Origin of the sequence: Campylobacter sp. CFSAN093227, assembly GCF_012897855.1 — a bacterium.
Lineage (GTDB): Bacteria > Campylobacterota > Campylobacteria > Campylobacterales > Campylobacteraceae > Campylobacter_D > Campylobacter_D jejuni.
Genome location: NZ_CP040610.1, coordinates 220,461 through 239,937 on the forward strand (window position 1 = coordinate 220,461; position 19,477 = coordinate 239,937).

The following is a 19,477-nucleotide window of genomic DNA, read 5'->3' on the forward strand; positions in this document are numbered from 1 at the left end:
CTTGCTATTTTTTAAACCGGCATAACGCGTATATTTGGACTTAATTCTTCTTGTAAAATTGTTTCAATAGCATAAAGTGTTGCACCACTTCCACTAGAACAACCACTACAAGCACCAAGATAACGAATATAAACATCAATTGCTGCACCTTCAGCCTTTTGTATATCAATCACTTCCAAATCTCCACCATCATTATGAAGCATAGGGCGAATTTCAGCATCTAAAACACTTTCAACTGCTTTTAATTGCCCCACTACGGTCATTTCATCAAAAGCTACATCACTTTTCATTGTATTTTTGAGTTTTTCTCTATCTATTTCAGCTCTAGTTTCAGCTAAAATATCTACAAGGTAATAATCTCTTTTTTCATGTCCGCCTGGTTTGATACAGGATTTACAAAAAGCACCCGCTTTAGTGTATTGTGTGATTTCTTCTACGCTATGCAAATCATTAAGTTTAATCACTTCTTTAATAGTTCCAAGACTTACCCTAGCGCACTCGCAAACTATAATTTGATCTTCAAAATCTTCAGGACTTATGCCTTTATAATGCGCTGCTGCTTGTTTGATTACATCATAAGCCATAACCGAACAGTGCATTTTTTGAGGTGGAACAGCTGGAGTTTCTGGATTATCACGCATAGCAAATTCCACATCTAAATTTGTGATTTTTACTGCTTCATCTACAGTTTTTCCTATACAAAGATCCACCATAGTATCACTACTTGCTATAGCTGTACCACAACCAAAACTTTTAAATTTTGCATCGATAATTTTATCAGTTTTTTCATCTACAAGCCAAAAAAGTCTTACTGCATCGCCGCAACTTTCTGCGCCAAAATCAGCTACGATCAATTTTGCATTGCGTGCTTTAGCATCTTCTTCACTAAATTCTCCCATATGTTGAGGATTATTCATTCTATCTTGAACTTTTTGTGAATACTCATCCCAAATGGATCCACCAATTAAACTATTTTTTCCCATTTTTCATCCTTATTTGTAATTATTTGGATTATAAGCATAAGTACAAGAAATTGCTCTTAATCTCTGTGTTGCATTTTTAATTTGTTTTGCTGCATAATCAATTTCTTCTTCAGTGTTAAAACGTGACAAAGAAAGCCTTAAAGCTGTATGCGCTAAATCATGCTCCGCACCGATAGCTTCCATAATAGGATTGCTTTCTAAAGCTTCACTTGCACAGGCTGAGCCCGTACTTGCAGCTATACCATTTTTATTTAAATCCCAAAGCATTGCTTCGCCTTCAACTCCTTTAATACTTGCTAAGATTGTATTAGGCACACGGTGTTTTCTTTTTCCAACCACTGTTGTATCAGGCAAGGCTAAAATTTGATCTTCTAGTTTATCTCTTAAACGGCGTATATGAGAATCTTCAAAATCAAGCATAGTATTTGCAATACGCAAAGCCTCGCCCATAGCCACTATATAAGGCACATTTAAAGTCCCGCTTCTACGACCACCCATGTGTTCTCCACCGTGTAAAAGTGGAGTAAGCTTAAGTCCTTTTTTTATAAAAAGTCCACCCACACCCTTTGGTCCATGAAATTTATGTGCCGAAAATGAAGCAAAATCAACTCCTACTTGAGTTAAATTAACCTTTATTTTACCTACTGCTTGAGTAGCATCTGTATGAAAAAGAGCACCAAATTCATGCGCAAGTTCTGCCATCGCTTTAATATCAAAAATCATACCTGTTTCATTATTTGCCCACATAACACTTACAAGTGCTGTTTTATCGCTAATCACTTTACGCAAATCTTCTACAGTAGAAACTCCTTCTTCGTTTACAGGAAGTTCTATGACTTTTACTCCAAGACTTTTTAAAAAATAAGCAGCAGCAGTAACAGCAGGGTGTTCTACACTAGAAATAATCACTTCATTGCGCTCTCTATCTAAAATATGATCAAAATACACACCCTTAAGCACCCAGTTAATGCTTTCTGTCGCACAGGAGGTTACAATTATGTCATCTAGGTCATTTGCTCCAAGTCCTGCATAAAGTTTATCCAAAGCTTCTCTTAAGGCAGGATGTGTTGCGCTACCATATTGATGAAGGCTATTTGGATTTCCATACATATCCTTTAAAAAAGGTAGCATCAACTCATAAGCATTAGGATCAAGCATTGTCGTTGCGTTGTTATCTAAATATACTTTCACTTTAAAATCCTTAATTTATCCTTAATTTTAATTAGGATATTTTTTATCTTTATTTGAAAATGGATAATAACAAAAATTTATAAAAATTAGGTTAAAAATTATAACAAAAATAAAATGCTAAAGTAAAATTTTAAAGTGAAATATTTTGTGAATTTTATATAGCAAAAATGAGAAATACTATTTCTTAAATTTTTCTTCGTAATACTTTACTATTTTTGAATCTTCTTTGGCTGTATGTTTAAAGATAAAATCTTGAACAACGAGATTTAATTTTTCGGTCATTATATTTACAAATTTAGCTTCACTGATGATAATTTCTTCAATTTCTAAGATAATTTTTCTGTGAATTCTTGTATGATGGTTGATATAAGGATATTCTATTTTTCTCATAAAGGCTTCTTCATCTGAAAAATGTCTATTGATCATTATCAACAACTCTCTTAAGACAATTTTTAATTCTTTTGTTCCAACATGACATTGGTTCATTAAAGAGAGTTTTTTAGAAATTTCAAAAAGTTCTTTATGTTGATGATCTAAAAGATCATTATTCATTGAAATAATTTTTTCATTATAAATCATGGTTTTGAGTACTTTTATATTTATATTTTTTGAGAGCGGATTATAATGCTATAATACTTAAAATTTTATTAATTAATTATATAAAAATTATTATTATTAAAGTATTTATAATTTATATATTTTTTAAAAAATTATTTTAAACCATCACAGACATATAAGAGTTTAAAATTTTATTTATATTTGCTTGTTTTTGACGACGATCTAAAAAATTTTCTATAGAGCTAGAACGTAGTTGATTTGCTTCTTCTAATCTTTGCGTATCTTGACTTTGGTTTTGATATTGTTTTTTAAGAGCATCAAAATCATTGCGATTTTGATCGATATAAATTTGAAATATTGAACTTGAATTTGCAAATTCTCTTAAATCCATATCTTTTTGGTAGTTAATATATTGTTGAAAAAATACAGATAGTTTATCTTGAGTACTTGTTTTTTTATCTACGCCATTCACATAAAGATAAAGATCAAAACTCATCTTTTTTTCATTTTCTTTTTTGATGTAATCTTCTATATCTGTTTCACCCTTGAGAATTTTTTGTAAATTTTGATGAGAGCTTAGTTCTAAAGTGGCAGGTTTCATAAAAAAGTTAAATTCTTTTTCGTTTTGAGTTTTTATATCATGGTAGATAAAATTCATTAAAAGACCAGATTTTGATACTTCTGCATTTTTAGTTAAATAAGGTTTTAAAATTTCATTAGAAGAAGTGTTTTCTATGGCTTTATCAAAGTGAAAATTAGTTATTTTATTATCTAACATTAAAGTATTTAAATTTGTGATATTACTTAATGCCAAATCAATTTCTTCTTGATTGTTGTAAATTCTTGAAATTTGGCCTAAAAATTCTCCATTATCTGTTGAAAAACCTGATGATAGTTTTGAAATAAGATCGCGACTTAAATAAGCATTATCATCTTGTAAAAATTCTGAATTTATAGATTTTAATGAACTATGATAGCTATTTAAAAGATAAGGTAGATCAATTTTATTGTAGTTTAAATTTTCATCTTGTTTTGCGAGTTCTTTCGCTATGCTTCTAACGCTTTTAATGTTGATATCATAAGATTCTGGTATATTTGCAATTTTATTTAAATCTTTATCAAAAAAACCTTCTTCATTGATTCTAAATCCAAATTCACTAGCATAAGTGATATTATTAAAAATATAACTTAATTGTTCTAAGCTATTTTCATTTCCTTTTTGATCTAAGGCTTTGCTATCTTTAATCAAATTTAGAGCAGAGCTATTCTGCAAAGGATTAGATAAGGTTAAATTTTGATATGGATTTGCCGAATTTATAGTCATTTTAAATCTTTCCAAAATATTGCTGATTTTTTTATAAGCAAAATGCGTGCCAAGTTTTTTAAAAATTAAATTCAGTCAAAAATTAGAAAAAATTTGATAGTATTTATCTTTTCTTTTAAAGTTTGAAAAATAAAAATTTATCTAAATAAGGAAAGCGTATGCCAAAGATGAAAAGCGTTAAAAGCGCAGTTAAACGCTTCAAAGTAGGTAAAAATAAAATCAAAAGAGGCTCAGCTTTTAGAAGTCATATTTTGACTAAAAAACCTGCAAAAAGAATGCGTGATCTTCGCACAGCTAAATATGTGCATAGCACAAATGTAAAAGCTGTTGAAAAAATGCTAGGAATTTAAGTTTTTGACTAAAAGTCATTCAAACTCCCCTCTGAGATAAAATTTCAAGGGCAAGCTCCAAATTTGGACGCCACTTTATGAAAGGAAATAAAAATGGCAAGAGTAAAAACAGGTGTTGTTAGACGCCGCAGACATAAAAAAGTTTTAAAATTAGCGCGTGGTTTTTATAGTGGACGACGCAAACATTTTAGAAAAGCAAAAGAACAACTAGAAAGAAGTCTAGTCTATGCTTATCGTGATAGACGCCGTAAAAAAAGAGACTTCCGCCGTCTTTGGATTGTGCGTATCAATGCTGCTTGCAGACTCAATGATTTAAGTTATTCAAGATTTATCAATGGTCTTAAAAAAGCAGGTATTGAACTTGATAGAAAAATTCTGGCAGATTTAGCTATGAATGATGCTGCTGCTTTTGCAAAAATTGCAGAGGCTGCAAAAAAAGCACTTTAATTTTTTAGTGTAAGAATTTCAAGATTTTTGATTCTTGAAATTCTTAATTTTTTAGTATTAATTTAATTTAGCTAGAACATCTTCATAACATTTGAGTTGATTTAAGATTATTTTATTAATCTCATTTGTCATTTCTAGTTTTTGACCTTTTATATTAAGATAATAGTATTTAAAATCACTGTATTTTTGTATGAAAGTTTTTAAATATCTAGGTTTGAAATCATTAAAATTTTCAACTTCATAAAAAAATATTGCCACTAAACTTTTTGCAATTCCCGCTCCGTAAATTTCTCCAAAACTAGAAAAACCAACTATGGGAAAATTATTAAAATGGATTTGATTTAAATGTTCTTTGTTGTGAAGTCTTCTTAAGATACAATCATTAAAAATTGCTCCTAGTGGTTTTGGTTTATTAAGAGAAAATTTTTCATAATCTTTTTTTATAGCTTCAATAAAATTTGTTTTTTTAAGCAAGCTTAATTCCTGAGCGCTTTCTATATCACAATAACTAAATAATGTTTTATTTGGGTTGATTTTCATAGGGGAAATAAGATAGTCTTCTCCAATTTTAAAGCAAAAGTATATTCTTGCATTTTATTTTTAAGTTCTTCAAAAGTACAGTTAAAATAATTACATAAAACTTCAACCGCGTTGATGGATTGAAAGGTTTTTTATTAATAAATTCGCGTACAGTTTTATCATATAAGCTTACATCAAGTATGGTAAAGGTAATGTTGCTTTGAGGATTGAAATTTTGAGACTTCATTAAATTAAAACGGTATTTAGGTTTAAATTGAACATGTATGCTTAAAGCTTGATTTTTAATATTTCTCCGTTATAAAATATAAATGCTCCGCTAAAGTCCATGTTTCCGCTAGACCCACCCCCTACTAAAGCACAAGGATAGGGGTTGTGTTTGTACAAAAGTTCTAAAAGAGAACTTTCGCTTTGACTTAAACCATCATAAATTAAATAATGCAAAGTATTTATGCAGTGTGCTTCAAAAGGTATATTTATAAATAAAACTTCTTTTTCTATCAGTTTTTTTCTTTCTGTATAATCTTTTATATCACTAAAAAGCTTGATTTTATTTGTGCAAAGATTTTCTATCATATCTTCACTAAAAAGTATCAAGCTTATTCCTTGGATATTTTGTTTATAAGGACTGTTTTCAATGTTTGAGTTAGAATCAAGGTTGCATAATAAATCAGTAGCACTGCTTAAGATGATATCACATTGCTCATTTATAGAATTTTGAATCTTATTTCCTATGATCGCTAGATTAAGTTGATTGACACAAAGCCTATAATTAATTTTGGCTTGATGTTTATTTTTTTTAATTTTTCTTCAAGTTCATTTTATTGAAGATATGGAGCTTCTAAAACTTTTTTACTTCTTCTTTTTTTGTTGAGCTTTTATTTTTAAAATTAAAAAAACATCAATTTAACTCCATTAAAACTATTTTTTAATTACTAGTTAACTAAATCAAGACACCATAAATTCGGCATTTATTTGTAATTTTTATTATACCTTAAGTCATAAAAAATGCAATAAGTAAATTAAAATTTAGATATAATTGCAAATTATAATAATATTAATTAAGGATAAATTAAATATGATTGGAGATATGAATGAGCTTTTATTAAAAAGCGTTGAAGTATTGCCACCTTTACCTGATACTGTAAGTAAGTTAAGAAAATATGTGAGCGAGGCTAATTCAAATATAGAAACTATGAAAGTTGCTGAAATCATTTCAAGCGATCCGTTGATGACGGCTAAGCTTTTGCAATTAGCAAATTCTCCTTATTATGGTTTTACAAGAGAAATTACAACCATAAATCAAGTGATTACTTTATTAGGCGTTGGTAATATCATCAATATAGTTATGGCTGACTCCATTAGAGATAATTTTAAAATAGACGTTTCACCTTATGGTTTAAATACTCAAAATTTTTTAAAAACGTGCAATGAAGAGGCAACTTTTATCGCAAATTGGCTTAATGATGAAGATAAAAAACTTTCTCATCTTTTAGTTCCTTGTGCAATGCTTTTAAGGCTTGGTATTGTTATTTTTTCAAATTTTCTTATACAAAATCATAAGGATAAGGATTTTTTAGCTTTTTTAAATAAAAGTGAAAATCTTGCTTTAGCGGAGAATGAATTTTTAGGCGTAGATCATATTTCTTTCTTGGGATTTTTGTTACATCGTTGGAATTTTGATGATGTTTTGATTGAAAGTATATGTTTTGTTCGCACTCCTCATGCTGCTCGCGAAAAAGTGAAAAAATCCGCTTATGCTTTAGCAATAACAGATCATCTTTTTGCTCCGCATGATGGCTCTTCTCCATTTAACGCAAAAGCTGCAGTTGCTTTACTTAAAGAGGCAAAAACTCAAGGAATTAATTTTGATTTAAACAATCTTTTATCTAAGCTTCCTAACAAAGCTAAGGAAAATTTAAACAAAGAAGATTAAAGAGCCTTTTTAAGGCTCTAAATTGTAGTGATGAAAAGTTTAATCTTACCTCCTAATGAATTTTTAGATCACTATATTTTAAACGCTGAATTTCATCGTTTTGCTGGAATTTCAAAAAATGCTTATAAATTTTGGAAAAATGTAGAAATAGGTAGATATCAAGGAACAAGAATTATATTTTTGCATAGAAATTGCATTTTAGAAAAACATCAGCAAGCTTTAAGGCAATGTAGTGGTTTAAATGGTTTTGTATTGGCAAGTGCTTTTTGTTCTTTTACTGGATTAGCCCCCTCTCATTTGGTGGAAAAAAATAATTCTTCTATTTACAAACTTTTAGAGCTTAAGGAGATTTGTGGGATTAAATTTGTTAATCTAAAAAAATTTTATGATTTTTTAGGGCTAAATTATCATCAGCATATTTATATAGAAAAATGCCATTTTTTTAGCCCAGCTCCTTTTGAAAAGCGTATTAAAATCACTGAGAGTATGTGCGTTGGGTATTATTAAGATAAGAAAAAATAAATGCACATAGCAAAGCTATAATAGCCAAAAAGAAAACATAAAGTCCCAAAGAAAAACGCCAAAAATTACTTAAATTATTTAAGGCAAAACTATGCAAGAAAAAAGCAAGTTGCGGAGTTAAACCTCCAGCTATAGCATAAGCAATATTATATGAAAAAGAAAGTCCTGAAAATTTAATTTTTGCATCAAATACTTCACTCATTATTAAAGGGCAAAAATTCATCACTCCGCTAAAAAAACATACAAGTAAATATAAGCAAGCTACTAGGTTAAAATCAGCATTTTGTCTATATAAAGTATTAAAATAAAGCAAGCTTGCAATTCCAAAAAAAACACTAAAAAATACACAAGATTTAATAACGCCTATTTTATCCGCTAAAATTCCACTTATAATACACCCTAGGCAAATAAGCAAAATTCCACCTATTTGAAGATAGGTTTGTATAGAAGTATTAATTTGAAGTATTTTTGCCATATAACTAGGCATAAGCAAAATCATTACAACAATACAACCTGTCAAAACCCAAGTAATCATCATAGAAAGAACAATTCCCATTTTAGCTTTTTTAAACACTTCTTTTAAAGGAAATTTTTCTAAAGCCTTGTCTTTTTTCATTTGTTCAAAAACAGGAGTTTCTCTTAAAAATTTTCTCAAATAAGCAGAAATAATCCCAAAAATTCCACCTAAAAAGAATGGAATTCTCCAAGCCCATTCATGAAGTTCTTCTTGGGTATAAATTTTATTCATAATTAAAAAAACCAAACTACCTAATAAAATTCCACCTACAACCGAAGCGGTTAAAATTCCCAAATAAGTTCTTTTTTGACCTTGTGGTGCGTGTTCGTATACAAAAACCCAAGCTCCAGGGAGTTCCCCGCCTATAGCTATACCTTGACAAATGCGTATAAAAACTAAAAGCACAATACAAAGAAAACCTATACTTTCATAATTTGGAATAAAAGCTAGAGTAAAAGTTGGAATAACCATTAACAAAATACTAATCATAAACATTCTTTTGCGTCCAAATTTATCTCCAAAATGTGCCAGTATCACACCCCCTAAAGGACGTGCTAAATATCCAGCTGCAAATATTCCATAAGTATTAAACATTTGCCAAAAACTACTTAAATCTTTTGGAAAAAAGTTTGTTGAAATATAATTTGCAAAAAATACAAAAATAATAAAATCATAAAATTCTAAAGTTCCACCTAATGATGAAAGTCCTAAAACTTTTATATCTTTTTGGTTAAGGGTTTTGCTCATTCTTAATCCATCTCATAAAAATCATCATCATTGTTATCATCATCGTATTCATAATCATCATCATCGTAATTATAATTTTTATGGTGATTTTGTGGATATTCTTCATCTTCGTTTTCATAATCATCGTAATTTAAATCTTCTTCATCTTCATAAGCCATTGTTTTCTCCTTAAATAAAAATACAAAGCTTATTTTATCTTAAATTTGTTTGGTTTTGCTATAATTTTTATAATTTTTTAAAAGGTGAATTTATGAAATTAAGTCATTTAGATGAAAAAAATCATCCTAAAATGGTAGATGTAAGCGATAAAAATATTACTTTAAGAATAGCCACAGCTAGTGGTATAATATATATGAGTCAAGAAGCTTTTGATGTAATTAAAAACAATACCGCAAAAAAAGGTCCTGTTCTTCAAACAGCTATTGTTGCGGCTATAATGGGGGCTAAAAAAACAAGTGAAATTATTCCTATGTGCCATCCTTTGATGCTTTCTAAAGTTGAAACTAATATTGTGGAATTTGTTAAAGAATGTGCATTTAAGCTTATTGTAACAGTTAAGTGTGAAGGTAAAACAGGAGTTGAAATGGAAGCTTTAAGTGGAGTTAGTATAGGACTTTTAACTATATATGATATGATCAAGGCTATAGATAAATCAATGAGAATTACGGATATAGTGCTTGAAAGCAAAGAAGGAGGTAAAAGTGGTAAATTTGTGCGATCTTAAAAAAGAACCTCAGATCAATTATCCTACTTTTTGGGATTATAAGGTGATTTTTGAGGTGCATGTTAAGGCAAGTGAAATTTTTGAAGAAATTTTAGGTCAAAGAGAATATAAATTTAAACATTCGAATTCAAGTGCGAGTGGAAAATATCAAAGTTATTTGTTAAATGTTTATGTTGATAGCAAAAAAGATCGTTTGGATATATTTGATAAATTAAAAGCTAAAGCAAAATTTGTACTTTAAGAAAGAAGGAAAAATGAAAAATACTTTAATTATTTTTGAAAATTCTTTATCAAATCTCGGTAAAGATGAAGCAAGTGATTTACTTGAAGACTTGAGTTTTAATCTTGCGTATAAGCAAATTTCACATAATCCTCATGAAACAAAAAAAGTTTTAAATTCTCTTTTGGTTGAATTTTTAACTATTTTGAAAAAACTTGATTTTTTTGATGATGAAAATGTTACAAAGGTTATCAAAGCTTTGGTTAAGGCGAGTATTGTAGATGCTCAAAATTCACTTTATGAGTATATTAGCGAAGCTGAATTATTAAACAAACAGATTGAAAATCAAAAGAATTTGATTAAAAATCAAATCAGCGATAATTTTTTTGAATTCGAGAATATTTTACAAGAATGTTCTTTTTGTGATGAATTTAGTGGTGGTTTAAATGATGCTATTTTATTTGATATAGAAATGCTTGGAATTTTAAAAGAAACCGCTGAAAGTGCTTTTTTAACTACATTAGAAAAGGCTGAAGATATAGAACTTACAAGTAGTGAAATAGCTAAAAATCTCGTATATAATGCCATTTGTGAAGCTCATTTTGAAAAAGAAAGAATTTTAAAAATTTCAAGTATTATTTTAAATACCGCTTTTGAAATAGCTAATGAATCTATGGCTTATGCAAAAGATCTTTGTTTAGGCGTGATTAAAGGCACAAGGGATGGTATTGTTTTGGCAATGGAAAAATTTAAAGCTTCATTAACTTATGCAAATTTTGAAGAAGATGTTAGTTTAAAAAGCAAAGAACTAATAGGTATAGAAGATGATTTTATTGCTCTTTTAAAAAAAGAGATTCAATTACAAAATGATCCTTGTAAGAGTATAGTTGAGAATTTGCTAGAACATGAACTTGATAATCTTTTTGCTAAATTTAGACGTCTTGCAGGTGAAAGCAGAGAGCAACTAATATTAGTTTTAAATGATATTAAGAAAAATCCAAAGATTAATGATTTTAACAAACTTACTCAAAGAAAATTAAATCGTTTTAAACAAGAAATTTTTGAATTAGAAAAAATTGCTAGTGAAAAATACAAAGATTTAAATTCCAAAAAAGCTAAAAAGCTCGGTGTAAGACTTTGGGAAAAAGCAAAAAAATTCGTTAAAAAATAATATCCCATTTTTGGGATATTAAATATCTATTTCTATACCTACAGGTGCGTGATCAGAGCCAAAAATATCATCTCTTATGAAAGCGTTTTTAAGTTTATCTTTTAAACCCTTTGAAATGAAAAAATAATCAATCCTCCAGCCTACATTTCTTTCTCTTGCTTTCATTCTATAGCTCCACCACGAGTATTTTTCTTTGATTTCACCATTAATTTCTCTAAAAGTATCTATAAAACCAAGCTTTAGCAAATCATCAATCCAAGCTCTTTCTATAGGTAAAAAACCTGAAGTGTTGGCATTGGCTTTTGGATGAGTAAGATCGATTTCTTTATGAGCGGTATTGACATCACCGCAAATGATAATTTCAAATCCATCCTTTAAAAGCTTATCCAAATACACTAAAAAATCTGCATAAAATTGCATCTTAAAATTTAAACGCTCTTCATCTTTTTGACCATTTGGAAAATAGATATTAAAAAGTGCAATATTTTTAAAGCGGTGTTCTAAAACCCTACCTTCTTCATCATCAAAAAATTCGCATTTTTTTACTTCGCTATTAAAATTACAAAGACTCATTACCCCAGAATACCCCGCTCTTTTAGCAGAATTAAAATACATGTGTTTAAAAGGATATTCATAAATTTTTTTAGGAAATTTATCTTCATGTGCTTTGATTTCTTGAAAACCTATAAAATCAATTTGTTCTTGTGCTATCCAATCAAGTGCATTTTTATCACAAATAGCTCTTAAGCCATTGACATTCCATGAAAGTAGTTTCATTATTTTCCTTAAAATTTTCATTAAAAGTGTAAATCATAACATAAAAAGATTTAAAACTACAATCCATTTAAAAAAATTCAATAAAATTAAAAGCTTAAATTTGGAGGTGGGATTTATATGCTTAGATTAACTTGGCTTCAGTTTACTTTTTTTAATTCTTTGATGATTGTATTGTTGAATTTTAATTTATTTTATTTTGTGTATGAAAAAAATACACAAAACTGGTTTATAACTTTTGTTTTTATTGTGGCCTATTTTGCCCTTGTTCACGTGATTTGCTCTTTGCTTTTTATAAAGTTTTTTACTAAATTTTTTTCTATATTATTTATAATATCATCTTTTTTAAGTGTTTACTTTATTAGTTTTTATGGGGTGCTTATAGATTCTGATATGATACAAAATGTTGTTCAAACAGATATCAAAGAAGTAAAAGATTTGTTAAATTTAAAATTAATCTTATTTGTTGTTTTGGCTTTATTGTTGGTTTTTTATGTTGTTAAAGTAAAAATTGATTATTATGGTAGTTTTAAATCCCATCTAAAAATTAAAATTATCAATATAATATCAGGTTTGATTGTTGTTTGTGCGATTTTAATCCCTTTAAGTAAAACTTTCTTGCCTTTTTTTAGAAACTATAATGAAATAAGAATGTATAATACTCCTTTTTATCAAATTTATTCCATATATCGCTATTATGTTCGTTTTGTAAAAACTAAGCCAGAATTTAAAACTATAGCTAATGATGCTTATAGAGAAAACAATCACACTAAAAAACTTTTAGTTTTGGTGGTGGGTGAAACCGCTAGAGCGGCAAATTACTCTTTGGGTGGATATACTAAAAATGATACCAATTTTTATACCAAAAAAGATAATGTAGTCTTTTTTGATAATTTTTCATCATGTGGAACAGCAACAGCGGTAAGTTTGCCTTGTATGTTTTCTATTTCTAAGCGTGAAAATTATTCAAGTTCAGAATTTCAAGAAAATGCGATGGATGTACTTTATAAAACAGGTGTAGATGCTGCATGGTTTGATAATAATTCTGGTGGTTGTAAAGGGGTTTGCGATAGATTAGCTTATAAGCAAAAGCTTTCTAGTGATTTGGATGAAAATTTACTCGCCCCTTTTAAAGAAAAATTAAATCATTTAAGTGATCAAAATATAATAGTTCTTCATTTGCAAGGTTCTCATGGGCCAACTTATTATAAACGCTATCCAAGTGAATTTAAAAAATTTACTCCAACTTGTGATACTAATGAGCTTTCAAAATGTGATAGCGAGGCTTTGATCAATACTTATGACAATACTTTGCTTTACACAGACTATCTTTTAAGTGAGATTATAAAACTATTAAAAGAGCAAAAAAGCTATGAAAGTTCTTTGTTTTATCTTTCAGATCATGGTGAAAGTTTGGGTGAAAATGGTATTTATCTTCATGGTATGCCTTATGCTATAGCACCAAGTTATCAAACTCATATTCCTGCTATTTTTTGGAGCAATGATGAAAATTTAATGAATTTAGCTAAAGAGCATAAAGGTTTAAAACTTTCTCAAGATAATCTTTTTAGCACTCTTTTAGGATATTTTGATGTAAAAACAAGTGTTTATGAGCCAGAATATGATTTATTAAATTCTAAACTTAAGGCAAATCCATGAAGCCTAAATATCATTTTTTAAATAACGCAAGATATGCTTTAGAAGGGCTTTTTGCTTTATTTAAAAATGAAATGGCGTTTAAAATTGAACTTTGTATTATTATCCCTGCGATAGTTTTTAGTTTTTTCTTAAAAGTTAGTTTTTTGGAACATTTGTTATTGATAAGTGTCTTAATACTTATCTTAATTGTAGAAGCTTTAAATTCGGCTATTGAAGCTTGTGTTGATTTGATTACAAACGAATGGCATGAAAAAGCAAAAATCGCTAAAGATTGTGCGAGTGCGGCAGTGTTTTTTAGTGTGCTTTTAGCTCTTTTTGTTTGGGGCTTTATTTTATATAATATTTACTTATGAAATTTGAAAATTTAATACGAGAAATTTTAGGAAAAAAGCGTTTTGAATTGTTAAAATTTTTATGTGAAAATGCCGATGAAAATGGTTTTATTATGATTAAAATCAGTGAACTTGAAGAAAAACTACATCAAAGTAAACCTACCATCATCGCTACTTTTAAGTTTTTAGAAGAAAAAAAACTTTTTAAGCGTCTTAAAAATGGATTTTATCAGCTAAATATAGGAGATAAAAATGAAACTTAAAAATCCTTTAGATATGCATTTGCATTTAAGAGATAATCAAATGTTAGAACTTATTGCACCTTCGAGTGCAAGAGATTTTTGTGCAGCTGTGATTATGCCAAATTTAATCCCTCCACTTTGCAATTTAGAAGATCTAAAAGCTTATAAAATGCGTATCATTAAGGCTTGTAAAGATGAAAATTTCACTCCTTTAATGACACTTTTTTTTGAAAATTATGATGAGAAATTTCTTTACAGTGCTAAAGATGAAATTTTTGGCATTAAGCTTTATCCAGCAGGAATTACAACAAATTCAAATGGCGGAGTTTCAAGTTTTGATATAGAGTATTTAAAACCTACTTTAGAGGCTATGAGTGATTTAAATATTCCTTTGCTAGTGCATGGAGAAACCAATGATTTTGTAATGGACAGGGAAAGTAATTTTGCTAAAATTTATGAAAAATTAGCCAAACATTTTCCACGACTTAAGATTGTTATGGAGCATATTACCACTAAAACTTTATGTGAACTTTTAAAAGATTATGAAAATTTATACGCGACAATCACTTTACATCATTTAATCATCACTTTAGATGATGTTATCGGAGGTAAAATGAATCCTCATCTTTTTTGTAAGCCTATAGCCAAGCGTTACGAAGATAAAGAAGCCCTTTGCGAACTTGCTTTTAGTGGTTATGAAAAAGTTATGTTTGGAAGTGATAGTGCGCCTCACCCAAGAGATACTAAAGAGTGTTGTGGTTGTGCCGCAGGTGTATTTAGCGCCCCAGTGATTTTACCTGTGTTGGCTGAATTATTTAAGCAAAATAGTTCTGAAGAAAATTTGCAAAAATTTTTAAGCGATAATGCTTGTAAAATTTATGATTTAAAATTTAAAGAAGATAAAATTTTAACTTTAGAAGAAAAAGAATGGCAAGTGCCAAATGTTTATGAAGATAAATACAATCAAGTCGTGCCTTATATGGCTGGAGAAATTTTAAAATTTCAATTAAAACATTGATTTCCCACCTTAAAGGTGGAAAATTTAAGCTTTATTTACAAGAGCATCTCTGATATCTATAACAAGATAGATTACAAAAAAACTTAAAAATAAAGCAATAAAACTGACTATCAGCGATAATAAACCAGCTAAAAATCCAATGCTAAACATCATAAAAAGAGAATAAAGCAAAGCTACAACAAAACTTATCGCTGCAATTGCATCAAGAATCAAGCGTCCAAATTTGATGATTAAATTTTTAACCATTAAAAACTCCTTTGAAATAATGAGTGAAATTGTAATAAATATCAGCTTAATATTTTTATAAGTTATTTATAATTAAAAGTTTTATTTTAGATTCTATAGTTTCAATAATATCATTTTCAACAAAAGAACTTACAGCTTCTTTAGAAGTTGTGATTTTGTTCATGCTTAAATGCCATAGAGTATTTTCTATAGCCTCTTCTTTTGTTCTTTGGACTTTGCGTGTTTCATCAAAAACAATCTTATGAAAAAATATATTTTTTTCTAGTAAATAATTTTCTAAATCTTTTTTATAAAAACCTTTAAATTCAGTATTAAAATATTTAAAAATCGGATCTAAAAAATCACTTTTTCTATAATCAGCCCAACCAAGATAAATTTTTATTTTGGCTAGATTTAAGAAATTTGTATAATCTTTTTCATTTTGCAAAGCAGGGGACATGCTTAAAAATGCAAGATCAAATTTAGTATTAGGATTGTTTTGCATCCAAGTTTCAAAGCTCAAATTTTCGCATTTTATATTGTTAAGATTTAGTTTTTTAGCATCTTCTTGTAAAATTTCAAGCATAGCATTTGCACTATCTAGGGCTAAAATTTCTTTAGCTTCTTTAGCTAAGTGTAAAGTCCAAACCCCAGTTCCACATCCTATGTCTATAATACTTTTATTTTGAAAAGAAATATTTAAATTTTGTAAATATTCAAAAGTTTGTTTTTGTATAGTGTTTAAAGTGTTTTGATATCTTGCGTAAGTTTTGGCCTTTTTATCCCATAAATTCATATATTTTCCTTGATAAAATATACAAAATCATAGCATAAATTTTTAAAATTCAAGCCCAAAGAAAGGGCTTGAATGATTAATTAAAACCTTTTCTTCTTAACATCTTCTAAGATATTATTAGCTATATCACTTACTGTACTAGAAATAATAGCTGATTCATTAGCAATTTCAACATTATCTTTAGTAGTTTGATCAATTTGAGCTACGCTATCATTGATTTGAGTGATACCTGCAGTTTGTTCTTTAATACTTTCTGCCATATCATTGATAGATTGAACAAGTAAATTAGTATTAGCTTCAATTTCTGATAAAGACTTTTGAGTTCTTTCAGCTAACTTTCTAACTTCATCAGCTACCACTGCAAAGCCTCTACCATGTTCTCCAGCACGAGCTGCTTCAATAGCTGCATTTAAAGCTAAAAGATTGATTTGATCTGCAATATCACCTATAATACCTGTAACATTTTTAATCTCTTCAGATTGAGTGATAACATCACTAGTTTTAACTGAAACATTTTGCATAGAAGAAGTGATCTCTTCTAAAGCTGCTGCAGTTTCTTCTAAAGATTGAGCTTGAGAATTTGAAGAAGTGGTTAAGCTTTGAACAGCAGTTTGTAATTTTCCACTTTCATTAGCTAAAGCATTAGCAAAGTCTGAACTTTGTTTTAGCATTTTAACTATTTCATCACCTAAAGCATTAGTAGTTAATTCTACACTACCGCTAGCATTTTCTAATTTATTTCTAAAGTCTAAGCTTTTGTATTCTTCAAAAATTTTATGAATAGCATTCATATCAGAACCTACTCTAGCTTGTAAAACATCAAGAAGTTTATTTAGAACATTTTTAAGTTCAATAAGTTGTGGGTTTCTTGGATTAGCAGTAATTCTTGCTGTTAAATTACCACCTTCTACAACTGATACGGTTTGAACTGATTCTTTAACGGCTTGATTGTCTTGTTCTAAGCCTCTTTTAGTAGCAAGAATGTTTTCATTGATAGCATTTGAGATTTGTCCAAATTCATCATTGCTTTTTACTTCTATAGTAGAAACATTTTTTGTTTTATAGTTGATAAAATCAAAGAATGAAGTTAAACCTGTTTGGATAGCTGCAAGTGGGGAGAGACTTCTGCTGATTAAAAATCTAATCAAGATTAAAGCTATGATTATAGCTATAATACCGACTATAACTTGTTTCATTAAAATGGAATTAACAGCGGAAGTATAGTTACTATCTAAAGTTACAGCACAAATACGATATAATCCATTGGAACTTGTATCGCACATTGTTTCATATTTGATACCTTTATCATCAAATACAGGAAAAAGAATATCTCTCTTATTTGGATCTATATATTCAGGGTTTTCTTTTATGGCGTTAGCAATATTAACGCTTAAAGTGTTTTTTGTTAAAATTCTATCAAGCACTTCGTGAAAAATAATTCTTCCTTCAGAGTCATAAACAGCAGCATAAGTAGTTGATGAGTGTCCTAAAGATAATACATCTTTGGAAAATTTATCTAGATTGTAATCGCCTCCAACGAAAGCTATAAGTTGATTATTTTTATAAATAGGGAAAACATAAGTTATACCAATCTCTTGATCTATAGGGGATTTATATGGTTGAGTTATTGTGATGCCTTTGTTATTTTTTGCTTCTTGATACCAAATTTGTTTTGTAATGTCAAAATTTGATTTTTTATCTAAAATTGTTCCATTTGACAAAAGCATTTTGTTGTTTTTATCAAACGCAATAAAAACAATATCAAAATCAAACGCCTTCTTAAAAGAATCTAGAAGCAGTGAAATATTTTCATCTTCTAATTTTTTAGCACTTTCATATGCTAGAACCTCTATAGCTTTTTGCTTGCTTTTGGAATAGTTTTCAAAAGTTACTTTAACATCATCCATAGTTTTTAATTGATTTTCTTTTAGCAATTCATATGTGTGATTTTTGGCATCAAAGTAACTAACGGTACTTGTGATTGCTAAAATTAATACAACTAAAATTCCAACCCACAGCGTAAGTTTGACTGAAACTCCAACGGATTTGCCTGAATTTATTGATTGCATTATAACTCCTATATTTATATTTTGGAAATAAAATTATTATTATAGCAGAAATATAGAGAAAGAAATGCATAAAAATGAACTTTTTTACATAAATATTCTTAAAAATTTTAGTATTTTTTATACTTTTTGCCATTTATTAACTTTTTACATATATATAATTATAAAACACTATAATTATATATTAAGAATTAATAAATGCAATTTACATTTGAACAAATTTTTATCGCAATGCTATTGACTCTTTTTGCAGGTTTTTCTACGGCTATAGGTTCTATAATAGCCTTTTTTTCTAGAAAAGATGATTTAAGGGTGCTTTCTTTAGGGCTTGGTTTTTCAGCTGGAGTAATGATATACATTTCTTTTATGGAAATTTTACCCACTGCTCTTAAAGATTTTAAAAATTATTATAATTCACATTGGGCCGAACTTTTAGGATTGGCTTGTTTTTTTGGTGGAATTTTAATATCTTTATTGATTGATAAATTAATCCCCGAAGATGTCAATCCTCACGAGCCTAAAGAGGATTTAAGCGAGTTAAAAATTTGTCCCTTGCCTCAAAAAGGACAAAATCCTCCGAAATTTCATCCTGGAGAAAAGTTGCATCAGATCAATACTAAAGCTTTAAAACGTACAGGGATTTTTACAGCTTTGGCTATTGCTATACATAATTTCCCAGAAGGTTTTGCTACTTTTATTTCAAGTCTTGATAATCTTACTTTAGGAATTGCTATAGCTATAGCTGTGGCTATACACAATATCCCAGAAGGTTTGGCTGTGAGTTTGCCAATTTACCATGCTACAGGAGATAAGAAAAAAGCTTTTATTTATTCAGCTCTTTCGGGTTTTGCAGAGCCTTTGGGTGCTTTTGTTGGAGCTTTGATTTTATTGCCTTTTATAGGCGATCTTACTTTAGCTATAAGTTTTGCTGTGATTGCAGGAATTATGGTTTTTATATCTCTTGATGAGCTTTTGCCCGCTGCAAAAACTTATGATAAGGCTCATGATAGTTTATATGGACTTATCGCAGGAATGGCAATAATGGCTTTAAGTTTAAATTTACTTGAATATTGAAAATTATTTTTTGTTTTTAAGTGTTTATTTATAAAATATACAAAATCATAGCATAAATTTTTAA

Annotated in this window: 22 protein-coding genes and 2 pseudogenes; 12 read left to right on the forward strand and 12 right to left on the reverse strand. The window is 28.7% G+C overall.

All coding sequences use genetic code 11. From position 1 onward, the window contains the following. Nucleotides 1–11 precede the first annotated feature (11 nt). From FBF06_RS01145 to FBF06_RS01160, 4 genes are all read right to left on the reverse strand, one after another. Nucleotides 12–983 carry an iron-sulfur cluster assembly scaffold protein NifU gene (locus tag FBF06_RS01145; protein ID WP_002840050.1) on the reverse strand — a complete coding sequence of 324 codons (972 nt, stop codon included), beginning with the start codon at nt 981–983 and terminating at the stop codon, nt 12–14. Nucleotides 984–992: 9 nt separating this feature from the next. Then, entirely contained in the window at nt 993–2,174 is a 1,182-nt protein-coding gene (locus FBF06_RS01150) for a NifS family cysteine desulfurase (protein WP_004308213.1), read from the reverse strand. Between the two features lie 177 nt (nt 2,175–2,351). Then, nucleotides 2,352–2,753 carry a bacteriohemerythrin gene (locus FBF06_RS01155; RefSeq protein ID WP_002854195.1) on the reverse strand — a complete coding sequence of 134 codons (402 nt, stop codon included), beginning with the start codon at nt 2,751–2,753 and terminating at the stop codon, nt 2,352–2,354. Between the two features lie 136 nt (nt 2,754–2,889). Beyond that, nucleotides 2,890–4,056 carry a hypothetical protein gene (locus tag FBF06_RS01160; RefSeq protein ID WP_002860616.1) on the reverse strand — a complete coding sequence of 389 codons (1,167 nt, stop codon included), beginning with the start codon at nt 4,054–4,056 and terminating at the stop codon, nt 2,890–2,892. 158 nt (nt 4,057–4,214) lie between these two features. Between FBF06_RS01160 and rpmI the strand changes: the two genes are divergently transcribed. Both rpmI and rplT read left to right on the forward strand, forming a co-directional pair. Then, complete coding sequence (gene rpmI / locus FBF06_RS01165; RefSeq protein ID WP_002777995.1) at nt 4,215–4,406, forward strand: 50S ribosomal protein L35; 192 nt, start codon at nt 4,215–4,217, stop codon at nt 4,404–4,406. Nucleotides 4,407–4,499: 93 nt separating this feature from the next. Next, nucleotides 4,500–4,853 (forward strand): 50S ribosomal protein L20, encoded by a 354-nt coding sequence (rplT, locus tag FBF06_RS01170; RefSeq protein WP_002851731.1) that lies wholly within the window; start codon nt 4,500–4,502, stop codon nt 4,851–4,853. Nucleotides 4,854–4,910: 57 nt separating this feature from the next. Here the strand turns inward: rplT and FBF06_RS01175 are convergent, their stop codons facing one another. Together FBF06_RS01175 and FBF06_RS10080 are read right to left on the reverse strand one after the other, a co-directional pair. Then, nucleotides 4,911–5,393, reverse strand: coding sequence for an FIST C-terminal domain-containing protein (locus FBF06_RS01175; RefSeq protein ID WP_011049643.1), 483 nt, complete (start codon nt 5,391–5,393; stop codon nt 4,911–4,913). Nucleotides 5,394–5,421: 28 nt separating this feature from the next. Continuing rightward, a pseudogene (locus FBF06_RS10080) lies at nt 5,422–5,987 on the reverse strand (FIST N-terminal domain-containing protein). 481 nt (nt 5,988–6,468) lie between these two features. Here FBF06_RS10080 and cheP point away from each other — a divergent pair. Together cheP and cheQ are read left to right on the forward strand one after the other, a co-directional pair. Next, nucleotides 6,469–7,326 (forward strand): cheVAW transcriptional regulator CheP, encoded by an 858-nt coding sequence (gene cheP, locus FBF06_RS01185; RefSeq protein ID WP_002860614.1) that lies wholly within the window; start codon nt 6,469–6,471, stop codon nt 7,324–7,326. A gap of 27 nt (nt 7,327–7,353) precedes the next feature. Then, entirely contained in the window at nt 7,354–7,833 is a 480-nt protein-coding gene (cheQ, locus tag FBF06_RS01190; protein ID WP_002854628.1) for a cheVAW transcriptional regulator CheQ, read from the forward strand. Here the strand turns inward: cheQ and FBF06_RS01195 are convergent. Together FBF06_RS01195 and FBF06_RS01200 are read right to left on the reverse strand one after the other, a co-directional pair. After that, a complete protein-coding gene (locus FBF06_RS01195) occupies nt 7,802–9,112 on the reverse strand; it encodes an MFS transporter (protein ID WP_002851616.1) in 1,311 nt (436 codons plus the stop codon). The two genes, cheQ and FBF06_RS01195, sit on opposite strands and share 32 nt — an antisense overlap. Before the next feature lie 2 nt (nt 9,113–9,114). Continuing rightward, nucleotides 9,115–9,270 (reverse strand): highly acidic protein, encoded by a 156-nt coding sequence (locus tag FBF06_RS01200; RefSeq protein ID WP_002851965.1) that lies wholly within the window; start codon nt 9,268–9,270, stop codon nt 9,115–9,117. Between the two features lie 92 nt (nt 9,271–9,362). On the opposite strand from FBF06_RS01200, the gene moaC reads away from it, so the two are divergent. Genes moaC through FBF06_RS01215 form a run of 3 tightly spaced genes read left to right on the forward strand, consistent with a single transcriptional unit; the run spans nt 9,363 to nt 11,227 of the window. Beyond that, nucleotides 9,363–9,836, forward strand: a complete 474-nt coding sequence (moaC, locus tag FBF06_RS01205; protein WP_002886444.1) for a cyclic pyranopterin monophosphate synthase MoaC — start codon at nt 9,363–9,365, stop codon at nt 9,834–9,836. Next, the gene (locus FBF06_RS01210; protein WP_002852023.1) at nt 9,814–10,077 is read left to right on the forward strand and encodes a DUF493 family protein; all 264 of its coding nucleotides are present in this window, start codon (nt 9,814–9,816) and stop codon (nt 10,075–10,077) included. Before moaC ends, FBF06_RS01210 begins: the two co-directional genes overlap by 23 nt. Beyond that, entirely contained in the window at nt 10,067–11,227 is a 1,161-nt protein-coding gene (locus FBF06_RS01215) for a hypothetical protein (RefSeq protein WP_010891847.1), read from the forward strand. Before FBF06_RS01210 ends, FBF06_RS01215 begins: the two co-directional genes overlap by 11 nt. 18 nt (nt 11,228–11,245) lie before the next feature. On the opposite strand, the gene FBF06_RS01220 is transcribed toward FBF06_RS01215, so the two are convergent. Beyond that, complete coding sequence (locus tag FBF06_RS01220; RefSeq protein WP_002851821.1) at nt 11,246–12,004, reverse strand: exodeoxyribonuclease III; 759 nt, start codon at nt 12,002–12,004, stop codon at nt 11,246–11,248. Nucleotides 12,005–12,121: 117 nt separating this feature from the next. Between FBF06_RS01220 and eptC the strand changes: the two genes are divergently transcribed. From eptC to pyrC, 4 genes are read left to right on the forward strand one after another with little or no spacing between them, the layout of a single operon-like run. After that, nucleotides 12,122–13,660 carry a lipid A/FlgG phosphoethanolamine transferase EptC gene (eptC, locus tag FBF06_RS01225; protein WP_052796052.1) on the forward strand — a complete coding sequence of 513 codons (1,539 nt, stop codon included), beginning with the start codon at nt 12,122–12,124 and terminating at the stop codon, nt 13,658–13,660. Continuing rightward, nucleotides 13,657–14,013, forward strand: coding sequence for a diacylglycerol kinase (locus tag FBF06_RS01230; protein WP_002872983.1), 357 nt, complete (start codon nt 13,657–13,659; stop codon nt 14,011–14,013). Before eptC ends, FBF06_RS01230 begins: the two co-directional genes overlap by 4 nt. Continuing rightward, nucleotides 14,010–14,255, forward strand: coding sequence for a replication/maintenance protein RepL (locus FBF06_RS01235; RefSeq protein WP_002872982.1), 246 nt, complete (start codon nt 14,010–14,012; stop codon nt 14,253–14,255). The genes FBF06_RS01230 and FBF06_RS01235 overlap by 4 nt, the downstream gene beginning before the upstream one ends. Then, nucleotides 14,245–15,252 carry a dihydroorotase gene (gene pyrC / locus FBF06_RS01240; RefSeq protein WP_168977496.1) on the forward strand — a complete coding sequence of 336 codons (1,008 nt, stop codon included), beginning with the start codon at nt 14,245–14,247 and terminating at the stop codon, nt 15,250–15,252. The genes FBF06_RS01235 and pyrC overlap by 11 nt, the downstream gene beginning before the upstream one ends. Nucleotides 15,253–15,283: 31 nt before the next feature. Here the strand turns inward: pyrC and FBF06_RS01245 are convergent. The 3 genes and pseudogenes from FBF06_RS01245 to FBF06_RS01255 form a co-directional block, all read right to left on the reverse strand. Next, nucleotides 15,284–15,498, reverse strand: a pseudogene (locus tag FBF06_RS01245) (hypothetical protein). A 55-nt stretch (nt 15,499–15,553) separates the two neighbouring features. Beyond that, the gene (locus FBF06_RS01250; protein ID WP_168977497.1) at nt 15,554–16,273 is read right to left on the reverse strand and encodes a class I SAM-dependent methyltransferase; all 720 of its coding nucleotides are present in this window, start codon (nt 16,271–16,273) and stop codon (nt 15,554–15,556) included. An 80-nt stretch (nt 16,274–16,353) separates the two neighbouring features. Continuing rightward, nucleotides 16,354–18,342, reverse strand: coding sequence for a methyl-accepting chemotaxis protein (locus tag FBF06_RS01255; protein ID WP_168977498.1), 1,989 nt, complete (start codon nt 18,340–18,342; stop codon nt 16,354–16,356). A 195-nt stretch (nt 18,343–18,537) separates the two neighbouring features. Between FBF06_RS01255 and zupT the strand changes: the two genes are divergently transcribed. After that, nucleotides 18,538–19,413, forward strand: coding sequence for a zinc transporter ZupT (zupT, locus tag FBF06_RS01260; RefSeq protein ID WP_002867909.1), 876 nt, complete (start codon nt 18,538–18,540; stop codon nt 19,411–19,413). The last annotated feature ends 64 nt before the right edge of the window (nt 19,414–19,477 follow it).